Source organism: Pannonibacter sp. CBAS1226, from assembly GCF_055685825.1.
Map to the genome: position 1 here is coordinate 133,109 of NZ_JBVOUO010000006.1, position 16,456 is coordinate 149,564.

A 16,456-nucleotide genomic window follows, 5' to 3' on the forward strand; every position below is an offset into this window, starting at 1 on the left:
GGACCGCATGAGCGCACAGGCATCAATCGGACTGGCCATCGCCAATGCCGCCACCGGTGAAGCGGTCATCTACGTGACCCAAGACACGGCGATGAACGATCTCGTCTTCACCGTAACCTACTCCGGCAGTTCACCGGTCACCTTCAAGGGGGGAACTCCGGTCCCGGAAGGCCAGATCACGCCGCAGAGCCCAACGTCCTTCTACTTCACCATCACTCCCTTCCTGACGCCGGCAGAATTCCAGGCAATCAAGGTCGCCCCGCCCGCTGGCTGGCAGGCGGCCCAGCTGACAAGCTTTGCACTCACCCCGGTTTCCGACATCACGGTCCAGCCGGGCGACAGTTTCGTCTTCCGCCTGACCAATCTTGCCGCCGATGGCCAGACGGGCCCCGGTTCATTCAACGTCACGAATTACAATGTGCCCGGCGTTGCCGACAACGGAACGCAGCTCGCCCTCGCCCTCGAACTGCCCCCATCGACCCACAAGCGTCTTGCAGACGTGCTGACAATCTCCTTCGCCGAGGGCAACACGGTCTTCATCGACGTGAACAGCAGCGGCTCGATCCCGCCGAATGCGCTGATCCTCCGGCTCGACAACACCGCATTGCAGCCAATCGTCCCGCCCGAAACGCCATGGCCCGGCACCCCGGTTTTCTATCTCAGCTTCGTCACCGCAACCAGCGGACCCGGCTATGGCGCGCTGACCACCATCGACAGGCTGAAGAACGTCACCGTGTCACTCGCCGGGGACTACGGGACAACCTGGACCATCCAGGACCGCACCCAGGAAACCCCTCCCCACTGGGCCATCTATCCGAAAAGTCAGGAGATCCTTGGGATTGGAGCAAGCGCGATCGTCGAGTTCAGGATTGACGGCATCATCACCAGTTTCGAACCGTCGGGCACCAACCTCTACCTTCAGTCCTCCGGCATTCCCGGTTTCGATGACGGCGTTCAGGCGCTGGTCATCGACAAGCGGCCGCCTCAGCTTGCGATCCAGGATTTCAGTTCCGGCAAGAACAATGTTGCTGCCGGAACGCAGGTTCCGCTGAACTGGCGGACCTTCGATGCAAACCGCTGCGAATTGAGCCCGGTGAACGGCCAGAGCGTGCCGGTGCCGGTGCAGTCGCCGGGCACCTACACGGTCACGCCCACGATGACGACAACCTACACGCTGACGGCCTTCAACGACACGCAAGGGACCCGCACAAGCCTTCCCCTGACCATCGATGTCCTGCCGGTCCGCTTCACACAGCAACTGAGTGCTTCCCCCTCCACCGGGATCCACTACGGGGATCCGGTCTCCCTGTCCTGGGCGACCTCCTCCGCCACAGCCTGCACGATCAGCCCGCCGGTCAACGGCTCAAGCACGGTACCGCTTTCGGCCTCAGGCCTCATCATCAACCCCGCGGCCACGGTTCAGTACACCGTCACGGCACAGGGGCAGAACGGGCCGGTGCAAAGCAGCCTGACCATCGTTCCCATTCCCAACGGCTGGCGCAGCGCCGCCAATGCGGGACTGTGGAACACGTTTTCCCGGCCGGTTCTGATCCCTGATTTTGCCGGGCGGCTGTGGTTTCTGGCCGGTGGTTCAGAAGATCTGAAAAGTGCGATTTTCCGCAGCATCGATGGCTTTACCTGGGACTATGCGACCGACAATGCCGCCTATTCCCCGCGCGGGGATGCCGCAGGCTGTGTCTTCAACGGGCGCATGTGGCTGACGGGCGGCAAGACCCGGGCAGGCAGCGTGAACGAGATCTGGAACACAGCAGACGGCGTCACCTGGACACAGGTTGCCGCCAGCGGCCACTGGTCCCCGCGCAGCCGCCATGCCTGCCTCGCCTTTGCCGGCAAGCTCTGGATCTTCGGTGGCGCAGATGCAAACGGGCAGCCGCTGGGCGACGTCTGGAACTCTCTGGATGGGGTGAACTGGACACAGGTCACGGCCAAGGCGGTCTGGCCGGCCCGGTCTGCGCTTGGTGCGGTGGTCTTCGGAGGAGCCATGTGCCTCATAGCCGGCAGCGGGGCCAGCGGGCCGCTTGCCGATGCCTGGCAAAGCACGGACGGGCTCTACTGGGACGGCCTTGCGAGCACGCCCAACTGGCTGGCCCGTTCGAGCCCCAACGTCAACGTGGTCAACGGCTCGCTCTACGTGATCGGCGGAACGGGCCGTGACGGGAAGGCCATCTCGGACAACAACATCCTTGTTCCCGGAAAGCCCTGGAGCTTCGGCGCCGGGCCGGGCTGGAGCGGAGACACGCTCAATATTGCGACAGCCGCATTTCTGGGCGCGCAGTGGTTCACCGGTGGCATGGCCGGCGCTCAGGCAAACCGCACAGTGTGGGGACTTGGATAATACCAGCCCTCAATGAGCCCGGCATGGTGAGAGCAGATCAAGCCTGTGCAGCGCCCGCGCAATTTCCGGGCGCGATGCCCCCGGCATCTCTGAGCCTTCGCATGACAGGCAAGGCTTGAGCCGTCCCGCAGCCCGGAAGCTGGCAACGGGAACAAAAAGCAGCTGAAACAGTTGGCAATTCAGAAATGAAAGCCCGCAGCGGCGGAACCGGCCAAAGCGATCCAGAGCGATCCGGCAGGTTCCGCCACGTGCGCAGCTTTCCTTTGTCCATCTGAAACGGGTCAGAACCCGGCCGGTTCAGTGTCTGCTGCAGCCCTTCCGTTCGACGGCGCGCGCCTGCGCCGGGCGGGCATGAGCAACGGGCCGGAACACCGGAGAAGGAGAACACCATGCCGGTGGCTACACGTCTTTTTGAAGATCAGGCAGCGGCCGCCAGGGCAGCCTGGCAGCTGGACGCTCTGGGCCTTTCCTCTGTGAAAACATCCATCATCGGCAAGGATGACCTGCCGGACTACCGCGACATGCGGGTGGAACAGGACCCTGTGACCGGGGAACGCACGCAGGTTCCCGAACCTGCCCCCGGCGCGGCGAAAGGCACAGCCGCCGGCGCGGTGATTGGAGGCGGGGCCGGACTGCTTGCAGGCCTTAGTGCAGCAGCCGTCCCGGGAGCCGGGCCCGTTGCGGCTGCCGGGCTTCTGGCTCCGGCACTGGCAGGCGTGGCGGGCGGGGCCCTCGCGGGCTGCGCCATCGGAGCACTCACGGATCTCGGCATTCCGGCCAAGGAGGAAGGGGCTTTCCGCGAAGCCATCCTGCACGGCGGCGCTGCGGTCAGCGTCCGGTTTGCGGAGGAGCACCGTGAACAGGTGGAACGGGTGCTGGCAGGCGCCGGATCCCGCCCGGCTAGCAGCGCCAGCCGCCAGTGACTCCCGACAGAGACACCCGTCAGTGACTCCCGCCGCAAATCCCAGCCCCGGAGACATCCCGAAACGCCCGGCACAGCCCCATGAGGAGAGACATGGACACAGCAGCAACCGGCCCCTCAATCCCCTATTGCGGCGAAGCACCGTCTCCGGCAGCGTTTCTGAGCAGCTGGAACCTTGATCCGCTGCTGATCGCCGCCCTCCTTGCGGCGCTGGTTGCGGGAGGCAAGGCGGCGGTAAACCGGCCCGCCTTTCTGCTGGCCTGGAGTGTTCTCGTTCTCGCCTTCGTCTCACCGCTCTGCGCCCTGACCAGCGCCCTGTTCAGCGCGCGGGCGCTGCATCACCTGCTTCTGGTCAGCGTCGCGGCACCTCTTCTGGGCCTTACCCTGCCACTGCGCGGCATAGCCGTGCCCACAGCCCTCGGGATGACCGGGGCCGCACTGGTGCTGTGGCATGTGCCGGTGGTCTATACGGCGGCATGGGACAGTCCTGCAGTGTACTGGCTGATGCAGGCAGCCCTGGTGATCCCTGCGGCAGCCTTCTGGTCGGGCGTGTTCGACTGGCGGGAACAGGATGCCGGAGCGCTCCTGTCCAATGCCCTGATGACCGGGGCGCTCGCAGGCATCATGGGCCTGATCGGGGCCGTGCTCACCTTCGCGGCAGAGCCGCTCTACCTGGAGCATCTGCCCGTCACCCTGATGTGGGGACTGGAACCACTGGCGGACCAGCAGGCAGCGGGCCTGATCATGTGGGTGCCGGGGCTGCTGCCGCTGGCCGTGATCGCTGCCTTCATGGCCCGGCGCGCCTGGGCGCGGGGGCTTGCGGCATGATCGCTGCGCTGAAGTTCCTGCATATTGCGGGCCTTGCCTCGTGGAGCGCTGCCCTTGTCGCCCTGCCCTTGCTGATGCGGGCGCATGGCGGTGCAGGCAACCAGCGCCAATATGCAAGGTTCCGCCTGATCACCCACATTGGCTACATCGGCTTTGCCACGCCTGCGGCTCTTGCCACCATCATCGCCGGCACCGGCCTGATCTTTGCGGCAAGGGTGTTCGAGCCCTGGCTGCTGCTGAAGCTGTCATTCGTTGCGGCCATGGTGGTGGTGCATGCCTGGATCGGTCATCTGATCCAGCGGTCCGGCGAAGAGCGGCGCAGCCATTGGCAGGCCGCCCCCCTTGCGGCCCTGCTGATGGTTCTGCCGCTGATCGCGGCCATCGTCGCTTTGGCACTGGTCAAGCCAGATCTGGGCGGGGTCTTCACCGCCCTCATCCCCGATCAGCTGCTGTCACCGCGCAAGGGGGCATCATGATCATTCTGCGTCCCCAGCCCGTAATCGAAGACCAGCTTGCCGCCGTGCCAGCCGGTCATTCCGGTCATGCCCGTCGCCAGCAGGGAGGTCAGGAAGCCCCAGGGCAGCACCGCCTGGACCGGATCGCCAAAGCGAATGCCCCAGTTTGCGCCGAGGATCGAAAGCAGCATCACGGCCAGGATGAAATGGGTCCAGCTGGCCGCCCGGATGCGGATGCCGGGCACCAGCAGCAGTTCGGCGGTGCCTGCAATCCCGGCCAGTATCCCCATGAGGAAGCCGGTGCCGGACGCCCAGAAGGCGACGCGCGGCCAGAACAGGTCTCCGGTCCACCAGTAGAGCGCGTCGGCTCCAAGCGTGCTGACGCACATGGCAATGGGAAAGGTCACCAGCATGGCGTGAATCGGGTGGCCGGCGATGGCAATCTTCGAGTCCGTGCGGTGAAAACTGCGGTGCTCGTGGATCGGGTCATGGAGACGGCGGCGGAACGCTCTGGTCCGGGGCATGTCTTTTCCTCCTTAAGGCTGTCTTTCAGGCAACTGGCAGCGGCGCTTATGGTTCCCGCCCTTGCCGCCTGCGAGGGGCCTCTGTCCACGCTCTCCCCGCAAGGACCGGCCGCCGCAGACATCGCCACCCTGTGGTGGGCAATGCTGGCCGGGGCGGCGCTGATCACCTGTCTTGTGCTGGCGCTCGTCTGGCGCGCCTTCGTCCGCACGCCCGGCAAAGCCCCCACAGAAGCCCTCGGAGAAGCCTTCTGGATCAAGGGCATGGGCCTGGGTTTCAGCTTCGCCGTGCTGTTTGCTGTGGTGGGAGCCGGAATCTGGACCGGCGAACGGCACCTGCCCCGTCCCGGCACGGAGGCAATGCGCGTCGAGGCCATTGCCCGGCAATGGGCATGGCGCTTCCGTCAGCCCGGCCCGGACGGCACCATGGTCGACACGGAGGGACGCCTGCACATTCCGGCCGGGCAGCCGGTGGATGTGGTCATCCGCTCGCAGGACGTGATCCATTCCTTCTGGGTTCCGCAGCTTGCAGGCAAGATGGATGCCCTGCCGGGCCGCGACACCCTGTTGCGCATCGAAGCCTTCAGACCGGGCCTTTACCAAGGCCGCTCGGCGGAGTTCTCGGGCACCGGCTATGCCGGGATGGTGTTCGAGGTGCTCGCCTATGACCCGGCCTCGCCACCAGATTTCACCAGCACAGACGGGAGAGGCGCAGAATGAGCGGGCCAACCCCCAACCCGCCGCAGAATGCCTTGCGGCTGCACCGTGACCTTGACCGGATCTGGGGCCGTCCCGAAGGGTTCCGGGGCTGGATCATGACGGTCAACCACAGCGATCTCGGGCTGCGGTTCATGATCACGGCATTCGTGTTCTTTGCCATAGCCGGATGCCTGGCCATGCTGATCCGGGCCCAGCTGGCCACGCCGGAGGGCGCCTTTCTCGACACCGCCCATTACAATCAGATCTTCACGATGCACGGCAGCCTGATGATGTTCCTCTTTGCCATTCCGATGCTGGAAGGGCTGGGGATGTATCTGCTGCCGAAGATGCTGGGATCGCGGGATCTGGCCTTCCCCCGCCTCTCCGCCCTTGGCTGGTGGTGCTATCTCTTCGGCGGTCTGATCATTCTTGCCGCGCTCGTGGCCGGTGTGGCGCCGGATGGCGGCTGGTTCATGTACACCCCCCTGTCGTCCAAGGCCTACAGCCCCGGCATCAATGCCGATGTCTGGCTGCTGGGGGTCACCTTCGTGGAAATCTCGGCGCTTGCGGCCGCCATCGAAATCACCGTCACCATTCTGCGGATGCGCGCGCCGGGCATGAAACTGACGCAGATGCCCCTCTTCGCCTGGTACATGCTCGGCACCACCGCCATGATGCTTGTCGGCTTCCCGCCGCTGATCCTTGCCTCGGTGCTCCTGGAAATCGAAAGAGCCTTCGGCTGGCCCTTCTTCGACGTTTCACGCGGCGGCGATCCGCTGCTGTGGCAGCATCTGTTCTGGCTGTTCGGCCATCCGGAGGTCTACATCATCTTCCTGCCGGCGGCCGGCGCCATCTCCACCATCCTGCCGGTGATGTGCCGCACGCAGATCATGGGCTACAGCGCCATCGTTGCGGCGGTGCTCGGGCTGGTGTTCCTGTCCTTCGGCCTGTGGGTGCACCACATGTTCACCACCGGCATCCCGCATATGGCGCTGGCCTTCTTCTCAGCCGCCTCGGCGCTGGTCGCCGTGCCCACGGCCGTGCAGATCTTTGCCTGGATCGGCACCATGTGGAAGGGCCGCCCGCAGATGCACCTGCCGATGCTGCATCTGATGGGTTTCTTCTCGACCTTCGTCATGGGCGGGCTGACCGGGGTGATGCTCGCCATCGTGCCTTTCAACTGGCAGGCCCATGACACGGCCTTCGTCACGGCGCATCTGCACTATGTGCTGATCGGCGGCTTCGTCTTCCCGATGATGGCGGCCGCGGTCTACTGGATGCCGCTGTTCAGCGGCAGGCAGGCCATTCGCGGCCTTGGCACAATGGCCTTCTGGCTGATCCTCATCGGCTTCCACGGCACCTTCTTCATCATGCATCTGACCGGCCTGCTGGGCATGCCGCGCCGGATCGATGTCTATCCGGACAATCCGGAATGGCTGTGGCCCAATCTCGTCAGCTCGTTCTTCTCCTTCGTCATGGCGGCAGGCTTTGCGCTGTTCGTGCTCGATCTTCTGCTGCAGATGCTGTTCGGCCCCAAGGCAAGGCGCGATCCCTGGCAGGCGGGAACGCTGGAATGGGGCATGGCAACCCCGGCCCCGGCCTACAACATCGCCTCGCTGCCCCTGCCGGACCAGAGCGCCGTGCAGATTGCACGCGGTGAAGGCCTGCTGCCCGGAGCGCCCCGCCACCGGCGGGAAACCCTGGTGGTGGATGTGATCAGCGGCACGCCACGGCATGTGGCGGTCCTTCCGGGCAACTCGGTCCTGCCGATTGTGACGGCCGCCGCCATCGGCGTCTTCGTGCTGCTGATGCTTGCCGGGCTTTACTGGCTGGCGGCAGCAGCGCTGATGGCCGTCGCTGCCACCGCCTGGAGCTGGCAGCGCTTCATGGGGAGCACGCATGACGAGGGACCGCTGAACGTGGCACCGGGGCTCAGCCTGCCGGTCAATCATGCGGTGCCGGACGGGCTTGCCCGCACCGGATTGACCTGTCTTCTGATCGCCAACGGCACGCTTTACGCCTGTTTCCTCTTCGCCATCGGCTTTCTCTCGGTGATTGCCCCGAACTGGCCGGCCCCGGACAGCGGCATTGCCACCCTGCCTGCGGGCGTGCTGACGGCCATTCTGTGCCTGGCGCTGGCAGGAGCCTGCGGCCTTGCGCGCATTCCACAGGCGCAAGGGGCAAAACTCTCTCTCTTTCCGATGCTGGCAGCTCTCGGTGTCATCGCAGCGCTTGTGCCCCTGCTGGATGACCCCACCCGGCATGCGCGCGATGCGCTGCGGGCGGCAGGTCTCGGCTATGTGGCGCTGCATTGCGTGATCGCAGCGCTCCTCGCCCTTGTCTGCGTGGTGCAACAACGGGACGGGCGGATCGGAGAGGGGCGGGAATCGGCCTGGCCGGTCTGGCGCATCTGGCAGGACTACACGCTCGCCACCACCCTGATTCTGGTTCTGCTTGTCACACTACAGGAGGCACTCCGGTGAAATGGCCTTTACGCACCCTGCTTGGCCCCCTCTTCTGGGCCGCCGCCTTTTCCCTCATCTATGCGGCGCACGGCCTTGGCTGCGCCTGGGGATGGCCCGCCCAGCCGGCTCCCATTGCCGACCTGCAGCGCTTCACGCTGTTTGCCCTGTGGCTCGTGGCTCTGGCCGGGGCCGGGACCATCCTCCTGCTGTCCCCCGACGGGGACAGCAGGGAAGAAACGCTGGTCAGGGCCGGCGCGTGGATCGGTTTTGTCTCCGTCACCCTGACGCTGTTCCCCGTCGTGGGGCTGACCACCTGCGATGCGGGCAGCTAGTCCCGTTTGTGATCGTCTTCCAGCTTCTCCGGAAGATCCTTGCGCGGCGTGGAGGCAAGCTCCTCCAGCTCCGCTTCCGTCATGCTGTCGAACATCTCCCGCGAGGCGCCGAACAGGTCCTTGCGGTCCGTTTCGCCGCGCTTGGCGGACAGGGCGGCACCTGCCGCCTTCTGCTGTGCTTGTGATCTTGCAGGCATGGGTCTCTCCTTTCAGTGGTTGGGGTTTCATGTGTCCTCATCCGGCCCGCCCTTGTGGCCGATACGCCGCGACATGCGCCTGAGCAGCCAGAGCACGGCGATGGCCAGCACCGCCGCCAGGATGGCAAGCGGCAGAAGGCCGCTGCCGCAGGCAAGGCCGATGGCGCCTGCCATCCACATCCCCGCTCCGGTGGTCAGACCGGTGATCCGGCCGCCGGAGGTGATGATCGAGCCCGCCGCGAGGAAGGCGACACCGGCCGTCACCGCCTCGATCAGACGCAAGGGATCTGTCTGCAGATGCGTTGCACCCTTGAACTCGTTGGCCATGATCTCGGCGGCGATGATCGTGAAGAGGCAGGCCGCCATGGACACAATCATGTGGGTGCGCAGCCCCGCAGCACTGGAGTGGATCTCCCGCTCAAAACCGATCGCCGCGCCCAGCACCGCCGCAAAGACCAGCCGCAGCAGGGCCACCTCGAAGCGGACGGCAACGAAGGGATCACGGAACTCCCCGGCAATCAGCGCCACTGTGCTGTCGATCATGAACTTTCTCCCGGCCAGACGCCGGATCAACCCTGCAGCCGGCCCCTGTGTTCCAGAACCTGCGTCCTTGCTCAGCCTTGCATGCCGGCCGGCGTGCCTCCCGGGAAACTCAGGAACAAACGGCAACGGCAGAGGTTGACGGCACGAAAATGCCGCTGCGCCTGACAGCCTGCCCTGGTGAAGCGAAGGATCTGGTGGTCTTCCGAGCTTCCCCTTTTGGCCGCTGGCACAGGCAGCCCCGCTTCTGCCCCTCCCAGCGCAGCGGCATTTTCACCCCTTCCCCTTTGCGGGGAAAACACGAGCAACACCAAAGGAGAAACTCATGGATCACAGCAAGCACACCCCGCTGCCCCGGCAGGACCTGAATGAAGCTGTTCTGGCCGATGCTCCGATTTACGACACCGCTGACCGCAAGGTCGGCACCATTTCCCATGTGCACCGGACCGGTGACATGACCGAGGTCGTCGTCGATGTCGGCGGTTTTCTCGGCATCGGCGCCAAGCCGGTGCTGGTGCGTGCAGATCAGCTCAACCTGATGCGGGATGAGAAAGGCAACGTGCATGGCGTCACCAGCTGGACCAAGGATCAGCTGAAAGACCTGCCCGAGCACAAGCACTGACACCAGCCGGTGCGGCGCTTGAGCCGTTTCAGGGCAGAATGGCACATGAAATTTGCAGGCGGCGCGGACCTTCCGGGCCGCCTTTTCGCATTTTCCGGACCCCGCACAAAAAAAGCGGCGCCCACCGGAGCGGGCGCCTGAAGTTCCAGTGAGAGACTGGGTAGGCGTGAGATCCGGCCCTGAGGCAGGGACCTCGGATGTGGCAACCTGTCCGGCGGCCTGATGTTCCCGCCCTTTTTCAATTGCTGCATGACGATGATGCGGCCGGACCTGTCAGAGCATGGTTTCGCCGACCCAGTGGACCATCAAGCCCAGTCCGGCGAGGCACAGGCCGGCCAGCAGCAGCAAGAGCCCGTCGCGGGTGAGGATGGCGGCCGCGACCAGGGCAATGAAGCCGGAGGCGACCGTGCCGCTGCCGGGCACCAGCTCCATGAAGGGCATGAAGAGGGTCAGCGCCATGATCATCATCAGCCAGACATAGAGGCAGGGCTTTTCCGTCAATGTGCTGAAACGCGGCTGCAGGATGTGATCAACGAAGGCAACCGGCTTTCGCAGCCAGGAGACCGCCACACGCAGCCGTGCCCCTGCGATCTCCCGCCGTTCCAGAATGCCGGGAAGCCAGATGTGCCGGCGCCCGAGGATCATCTGCGCGGCCAGAATGAACTCAAGCAGGGCAACAAGGGTCGTCACCCCCGGCAGGATGCTGGCCGGGGACACGGAGATCAGGGCAAAGACCAGCATCAGCGTTGCGAAGGAACGGGCGCCGATAGCTTCCACCATCGTGCCGATACTGACCGCTTCCGCCTTGCCTGCCTCCTCCAGGTGGTCCAGCACCGCCCCCAGCACAAGGTTGTTGTCCTGCATCTCCAGCGCCGTCCTCTTCATCTGTTGCAGACAGGAAACCCGGCTGGGGCCGGACTGTTCCACGCGGGACTGGAACATTTCGGCGGCCCGCCGGTTCCTCGACCCCAGAACATGCAGCAAGAGCATCCCCGATGCCGCTTCCAGCCAGTTCCAAGCCAGGGAGACGACATGACCACCCCGCCGCATCACCCCGCTTCCTTCCGCACCGGCCGCAGGCAGTTTCTGCAACTGTCCGCAGGCAGCCTTGCCGCAGCCGGATTTTGGCCCGCCACCGCCCTGGCACAGGAGCCGCTGCCGCCGCTGGAAGACTATCCAAGGACGTTTTTCACCGATGCGGAATGGGCCTTCGTGCTGGCGGCCGTGGCACGGCTGATCCCCTCCGAAGGCGATGGCCCGGGAGCGCTGGAGGCGCGGGTGCCGGTCTTCATCGACCGGGAACTGTCCGGTGATTTCGGATCGGCGGCCGACTGGTACATGGCAGGACCGCACCAGCCCGATGCCGAACCGGAATTCGGCTGGCAGTCTCCGCTGGCTCCCGCTGATGTCTACCGGCAGGCCATCCCCCTGTTTGACGCCTGGTGCGAGACCGGCTTCGGCGCGGCCTTCACTGCCCTGCCCGCCTCAGCCCAGGATGAGGCCCTGACCGCACTGGAAGAGGGCACCGTGCCCTTGCCGCCGGAGTTGCGGGACTTCTTTGACCTGCTGCTCGCCAACACCAAGGAAGGATATCTGTCCGACCCGATCCACGGCGGCAATCACCAGATGGCGGCATGGGTGCATATCGGTTTTCCCGGTGCCCGCGCCCATTACCGCGAATGGGTGGAGCAGCACAACGTCCCCTATCCGCTGGGGCCGGTTTCCATCTCCGGCGAGAGGGCCTGAGCGATGGCCCGGCAGGAGACGAAAAAGGACGCCGTGATCGTTGGCCTCGGCTGGACCGGAGCCATCCTCGGAATGGAGCTTGCCAGTGAGGGTCTTGAGGTCCTGGCGCTGGAACGCGGCCCGGACCGCCGGACAGTGCCGGAAATGCGCTATCCGCAGATGATCGACGAGTTGAGCCAGGGCGAGCGCCACAAGATGATGCTGCGCCCGGCACAATCCACCGTGACCTTCCGCCGGAATCTGTCAGAAACGGCCTTGCCGATCCGAAAATGGGGCTCCTTCCTGCTCGGCAACGGCGTGGGCGGATCCGGCGTGCACTGGAACGGCCAGAACTGGCGCCCCCAGCCGGAGGAACTGCGGCTGCGGAGCTACATCACTGAGCGCTGGGGTGCGGGCATCATCCCCGAAGACATGACCATTGCCGATTATCCCGTCACCTATGACGAGCTGGAGCCCTTTTTCGACCGGTTCGAGCGGGTGGCAGGCATCAGCGGCATCGCCGGCAACATCCGCGGGGAAATCCGGGACGGCGGCAACCCGTATGAGGGCTGGCGCTCACGCGACTATCCGATGCCGCCTCTGCCGATGACATGGAACGGTGTCAAATTCGCCGAAGCCGCAAAGGCCATGGGCTATCACCCCTTCCCCCGTCCCGGCGGCAATGCCTCCACATCCTATGTCAACGAATACGGCATGCAGATGGGCGCCTGCAATTTCTGCGGCTTCTGCGAACGCTACGGCTGCTACCAGTATTCCAAATCCTCACCGCAGACGACCATCCTCGCCGCCCTGTTCCGCAAGCCCAACTTCAGCTACCGGACTGGAGCGGAGGTGCTGCGCGTGGAGATGGCAACGGACGGGCGCACGGCCACCGGCGTGACCTATTACGATGAAGCGGCGGGCGAGGAGGTGTTCCAGCCCGCAGATCTGGTGATCCTGGCGGCCTACCAGATCGAGAATGTGCGCCTGATGCTGTTGTCCGGCATCGGTCAGCCCTATGACCCGGCGACGGGCGAAGGGGTGACGGGCAAGAACTACGGCTATCAGATCACCGGCTCCACCTCGCTGTTCTTCCGCAACGAGCATTTCAATCCCTTTGTCGGCTCCGGCATCAACGGCATGTGCATCGACGATTTCGGCATGAACGCCATCGACTTCGGTGCGGAGGGTTTCATTGGCGGGGCCTATATTTCCTCGGCGCAGACCAATGGCCAGCCGATCCGCAACATGCCCCTGCCGGAAGGCACGCCCGAATGGGGGGCGCGCTGGAAGGCCGCCATTGCGGAATGGTATGGCCACGAGATGAACATCTCGCATCATGGCTCGGTCATGTCCTACCGGGACCACTATTGCGATCTCGACCCCACTTACCGCGACCGGCACGGCAGGCCGCTGATGCGGATCACCTTCAACTGGCACGCCAACGAGCTGCGGTTGAACGCCTTTCTGCAGGAAAAAATCGAGGCGCTTGCCCGGTCCATGCAACCGGACCTGATGCATGGCGACTACAAGGACGAGGAGTCTCTTTACGACATACGGCCCTATCAGACCACGCATAACACCGGCGGCTCGATCATGAGCACAACTCCGGACGGCGGGCCGCTGAACCGGTATCTGCAGGCCTGGGACAAGCACAATGTCTTCGTCATGGGCGCCGGCGCTTTCGTCCAGAACACCCAGTACAATCCCACAGGGCTGGTTGGCGGGCTCGCCTACTGGGCCGCAGATGCGATCCGGAAGCAGTACCTGCCCAATCCGGGCCCGCTGGTCTGAGGGGGCAAGAGATGAGGATCTTTCTTCAAATTCTGCTGGCTCTCGCTGTCACCGGCGGGCTTGTCATGGCCGCCATCATCCTGATCCCGGTGAGCCGCACCCCGATGTCGCAGCTGCCGCCGGAAGGCTGGGAGCCGGAAGCCGGCGCGGGCGAATATGTGATGCGTGCCGGTGACTGCATCGCCTGCCATACGGCCGATGGCGGCGCGGATCTCGCGGGCGGACGGCCGATCGAAAGCCCGCTTGGCACAATCTATACGGCCAATATCACGCCGGACCCGGAAACAGGCATCGGCGGCTGGACGCTGGACCAGTTCCGGGCAGCACTGGTGGATGGACTGCGCGCCGATGGCAGCCATCTCTACCCGGCCATGCCCTATGAGAACTTCCGCTTTATGACCGAAACGGACATCCGCGCGCTGTACCGCTTCTTCATGGAAGAGGTGCCGCCCGTGCGCAACACGGTGAAAGAACCGGAACTGCCCTTCCCCTTCAATCAGCGCTGGGGCCTCAGGGTCCTGAACTGGCTGACCCTGCGCCATGACAGCGGCTTCACCGGAACCATGGGTGATCCCGTTCTGGATCGCGGGCAATATCTGGTGGAAGGCCCCGGCCACTGCGCTGCCTGTCACAGCCCCCGGACGGTCTACATGGGGCAGGACGGCCTCAAGGCGGATGAGCCTGCCTTCCTGACCGGGGGATATATCGAGGGACAGGAAGCACCGCCTCTGCGCGGACCGCAAAGCGTCATCCGCAAATGGCCCATCGGTGAACTGACAGCCTTTCTTGCCACGGGCCGTAACTTTGCCTCAACCGCCAATGGCGAGATGGGCCTCGTGGTGGAGCATTCTCTGCAATACCTCAGTGACGAGGACATCATTGCCATGGCGCGGTTTCTCAAGGCGCAGGATGGCCAGCCGCATGATCCGCCGGAAACGGCTGTGCCTGAAGGCCCGCTCGCCCTGCCGCCTGCCGGCACGGATCAGGCAGGGGAGGCAACAACGCGCATGCTGAGCATGGCCCCACCCTATATGCCGCTGGGTGCAAGACTTTATCTGGACAATTGCGCCCAGTGCCATTTCGTCACCGGACGGGGATCTCCGGATATCTTCCCCGCGCTTCAGGGCAACAGCCTGGTGGTGTCGGAGGAAGTCACGCCGCTGATCTCCATCATCCTGCATGGCGCGAAGGTGGAGGGGACGGAAAAGCGGCCGATGCCGCTGGTGATGCAGGGCTATGCGGACCGGCTGACCGACAGCGAAATTGCTGAACTTGCCAGTTTCGTGCGTCAGGCCTGGGGCAATGACGGCACACCGGTCTCGGCGGAGGACGTGAAGGAGATCCGCGCACAGGAACCAGCGCTTGCGCAGCAGAAAGACGGCAGCGGCAGGCCTTAGGAAAGCGGGAACAACGCAGGCAGGAGACGGTTCCCCAGTCCTCAACAGGAGGACAGACCGATGAGACACCTGACCCGCATCCTGCTTGGCACGCTTCTGGTGCTGCCCCTTCCGGCCGCTGCGCAGGAAGCAAGAACCACTTTCGTCAATGGGGAGGGCACCGAAACCGGCACCGCCACCCTGACTGAAACTCCAAGCGGCGTGCTGATCAAGCTCGACCTCGGCGCCCTGCCGCCCAACCAATGGCTCGGCTTCCACATTCACGAGACGGGCAGCTGCGATCCCCATGGCGGCCATGAATCCGCCGGGGACCACTTCAATCCGGAAGGTGTGGAGCATGGATACCTGTCAGAGACAGGGCCGCATGCCGGAGACATGCCCAATATCCGGACCGACGCGGAGGGCATGGCGCGTGTCGAGGTGCACAATCCGCTTGTGACCCTCAACGAAGGCGGAAACTCGATCCGCGGCCGGGCGCTGATGGTCCATGCGCAGGCCGATGACTATCGCAGTCAGCCCTCTGGAAATGCCGGAGACCGCCTCGCCTGCGCGGTCATCGAGTAAGGCCGTAATCCAGGAACATTCCCCATCCCGCATGGTTGACGCACAACGCAGAGGCCCTCTGCGGCAACACCCCGCCAGCCAGTCCGGAGGGCGGGCAGCACAGGAGGAAAAGCAATGGCAGACCGCCGTTATGAAGAGCGTTACTACGACGAGCGCAATGATCAGAGCCGTGGCAGACCCCGCTATGGCCGCGAAGGCCGCTCCATGGAAGACGAGCGCTCGCTTTACTGGCCCAAGCGGGAATATGATCGCCCGCAGGCCCGTGACGATGATGACGACCGGTACGGCAGCAGCTACCGCCGCGACCAGGATCCTTACGAGAACGGCAGCATGTACGGGCGGATGTATGGACGTGAGCCGGGCCGCGCGCCGGGGCGTCTGCCGCAGTCCTATGGCCGTCAGGACTACGGCCGTCCGGACTATGGCGTGCAGGACGACGGCAACGCCTTCGGATTTGCCCGTCACGACCAGCGCCACGATGAACAGAGGCGCGGCTGGGACGACGAGCGCCGCTGGGGCCGCAACAGCGAGAGTGGCATGTATGGTGGCCCTGGCTACGAAAACGGCCCGGGTTTTCCCCCGCGCGTCTATGACCCCGGCATGCTCTCGGCCCTGCAGGGGCAGGGCCGCCAGGAAACCGGGGCACGCGGCTTCCGCGGCCATGGGCCGAAGGATTACAAGCGCAGCGACGACCGCATCCGGGAAGATGTATGCGACCGGCTCGTGGACGCCGATACGGTGGATGCCAGCGGCATTACCGTGGAGGTTTCCAACGGGGAAGTGACACTCAACGGCCACGTCTCGTCCCGCCAGGCCAAGCGAGCCGCAGAAGACTGCATCGAGGACTGTTCAGGCGTGCAGCACGTCCAGAACAATCTGCGGGTCCAGGAGGCGTCCGGGGACAGCGATGAATCGTCCGCCACCGGCACAGCGGGCACCAGAACCGCCGCACGGACGCGGCCCAAGGAAAGCTGAGTGACTGAGTGAAAGCATGAAACGATCAACCGGCGGCGTGCACTTCTGCACGCCGCCGGTTGCT

The 16,456-nt window shown here is 64.7% G+C and carries 17 protein-coding genes; 13 read left to right on the top strand and 4 right to left on the bottom strand.

The window, feature by feature from the left end; genetic code table 11:
* The first annotated feature begins 7 nt into the window (after positions 1-7).
* The 4 genes from AC0CMF_RS17170 to AC0CMF_RS17185 all read left to right on the top strand — a co-directional run bounded on the left by AC0CMF_RS17170 (position 8) and on the right by AC0CMF_RS17185 (position 4,582).
* The gene (locus AC0CMF_RS17170; RefSeq protein ID WP_374628803.1) at positions 8-2,356 is read left to right on the top strand and encodes a Kelch repeat-containing protein; all 2,349 of its coding nucleotides are present in this window, start codon (positions 8-10) and stop codon (positions 2,354-2,356) included.
* Between the two features lie 389 nt (positions 2,357-2,745).
* Entirely contained in the window at positions 2,746-3,279 is a 534-nt protein-coding gene (locus AC0CMF_RS17175) for a hypothetical protein (protein WP_058898970.1), read from the top strand.
* A 92-nt stretch (positions 3,280-3,371) separates the two neighbouring features.
* On the top strand, positions 3,372-4,106 hold the full coding sequence (locus AC0CMF_RS17180) for a cytochrome c oxidase assembly protein (protein ID WP_374628804.1): 735 nt from the start codon (positions 3,372-3,374) through the stop codon (positions 4,104-4,106).
* Positions 4,103-4,582, top strand: coding sequence for a CopD family protein (locus AC0CMF_RS17185; RefSeq protein WP_374628806.1), 480 nt, complete (start codon positions 4,103-4,105; stop codon positions 4,580-4,582). Before AC0CMF_RS17180 ends, AC0CMF_RS17185 begins: the two co-directional genes overlap by 4 nt.
* Here the strand turns inward: AC0CMF_RS17185 and AC0CMF_RS17190 are convergent.
* Positions 4,549-5,085: a DUF2231 domain-containing protein gene (locus AC0CMF_RS17190; protein ID WP_374628807.1), complete on the bottom strand. Its 537-nt coding sequence runs from the start codon at positions 5,083-5,085 to the stop codon at positions 4,549-4,551. The two genes, AC0CMF_RS17185 and AC0CMF_RS17190, sit on opposite strands and share 34 nt — an antisense overlap.
* A 48-nt stretch (positions 5,086-5,133) precedes the next feature.
* Here AC0CMF_RS17190 and AC0CMF_RS17195 point away from each other — a divergent pair, with 48 nt between their 5' ends.
* The 3 genes from AC0CMF_RS17195 to AC0CMF_RS17205 are packed head-to-tail and all read left to right on the top strand — an operon-like array spanning position 5,134 to position 8,578.
* Positions 5,134-5,802: a cytochrome c oxidase subunit II gene (locus tag AC0CMF_RS17195; protein WP_374628808.1), complete on the top strand. Its 669-nt coding sequence runs from the start codon at positions 5,134-5,136 to the stop codon at positions 5,800-5,802.
* Positions 5,799-8,264 (top strand): cytochrome c oxidase subunit I, encoded by a 2,466-nt coding sequence (gene ctaD, locus AC0CMF_RS17200; protein WP_374628809.1) that lies wholly within the window; start codon positions 5,799-5,801, stop codon positions 8,262-8,264. The genes AC0CMF_RS17195 and ctaD overlap by 4 nt, the downstream gene beginning before the upstream one ends.
* Positions 8,261-8,578 (top strand): hypothetical protein, encoded by a 318-nt coding sequence (locus AC0CMF_RS17205; RefSeq protein WP_050472993.1) that lies wholly within the window; start codon positions 8,261-8,263, stop codon positions 8,576-8,578. Before ctaD ends, AC0CMF_RS17205 begins: the two co-directional genes overlap by 4 nt.
* Here the strand turns inward: AC0CMF_RS17205 and AC0CMF_RS17210 are convergent.
* Complete coding sequence (locus AC0CMF_RS17210) at positions 8,575-8,775, bottom strand: DUF3008 family protein (protein WP_050472992.1); 201 nt, start codon at positions 8,773-8,775, stop codon at positions 8,575-8,577. The two genes, AC0CMF_RS17205 and AC0CMF_RS17210, sit on opposite strands and share 4 nt — an antisense overlap.
* Positions 8,776-8,802: 27 nt before the next feature.
* Positions 8,803-9,318, bottom strand: a complete 516-nt coding sequence (locus AC0CMF_RS17215; RefSeq protein WP_050472991.1) for an MgtC/SapB family protein — start codon at positions 9,316-9,318, stop codon at positions 8,803-8,805.
* Positions 9,319-9,640: 322 nt separating this feature from the next.
* Between AC0CMF_RS17215 and AC0CMF_RS17220 the strand changes: the two genes are divergently transcribed.
* Positions 9,641-9,937, top strand: a complete 297-nt coding sequence (locus tag AC0CMF_RS17220; RefSeq protein WP_374628810.1) for a PRC-barrel domain-containing protein — start codon at positions 9,641-9,643, stop codon at positions 9,935-9,937.
* Between the two features lie 273 nt (positions 9,938-10,210).
* On the opposite strand, the gene AC0CMF_RS17225 is transcribed toward AC0CMF_RS17220, so the two are convergent.
* On the bottom strand, positions 10,211-10,987 hold the full coding sequence (locus tag AC0CMF_RS17225; protein WP_472482261.1) for an exopolysaccharide biosynthesis protein: 777 nt from the start codon (positions 10,985-10,987) through the stop codon (positions 10,211-10,213).
* On the opposite strand from AC0CMF_RS17225, the gene AC0CMF_RS17230 reads away from it, so the two are divergent.
* From AC0CMF_RS17230 to AC0CMF_RS17250, 5 genes are all read left to right on the top strand, one after another.
* A complete protein-coding gene (locus AC0CMF_RS17230; protein ID WP_374628812.1) occupies positions 10,970-11,683 on the top strand; it encodes a gluconate 2-dehydrogenase subunit 3 family protein in 714 nt (237 codons plus the stop codon). The two genes, AC0CMF_RS17225 and AC0CMF_RS17230, sit on opposite strands and share 18 nt — an antisense overlap.
* Positions 11,684-11,686: 3 nt before the next feature.
* Positions 11,687-13,456 carry a GMC family oxidoreductase gene (locus AC0CMF_RS17235; protein WP_374628813.1) on the top strand — a complete coding sequence of 590 codons (1,770 nt, stop codon included), beginning with the start codon at positions 11,687-11,689 and terminating at the stop codon, positions 13,454-13,456.
* 11 nt (positions 13,457-13,467) lie between these two features.
* Positions 13,468-14,853, top strand: coding sequence for a c-type cytochrome (locus AC0CMF_RS17240; RefSeq protein ID WP_374628814.1), 1,386 nt, complete (start codon positions 13,468-13,470; stop codon positions 14,851-14,853).
* Positions 14,854-14,913: 60 nt separating this feature from the next.
* Positions 14,914-15,417 (top strand): superoxide dismutase family protein, encoded by a 504-nt coding sequence (locus AC0CMF_RS17245; protein ID WP_058898961.1) that lies wholly within the window; start codon positions 14,914-14,916, stop codon positions 15,415-15,417.
* 114 nt (positions 15,418-15,531) lie between these two features.
* Complete coding sequence (locus tag AC0CMF_RS17250; protein ID WP_058898960.1) at positions 15,532-16,392, top strand: BON domain-containing protein; 861 nt, start codon at positions 15,532-15,534, stop codon at positions 16,390-16,392.
* Positions 16,393-16,456: the final 64 nt, after the last annotated feature.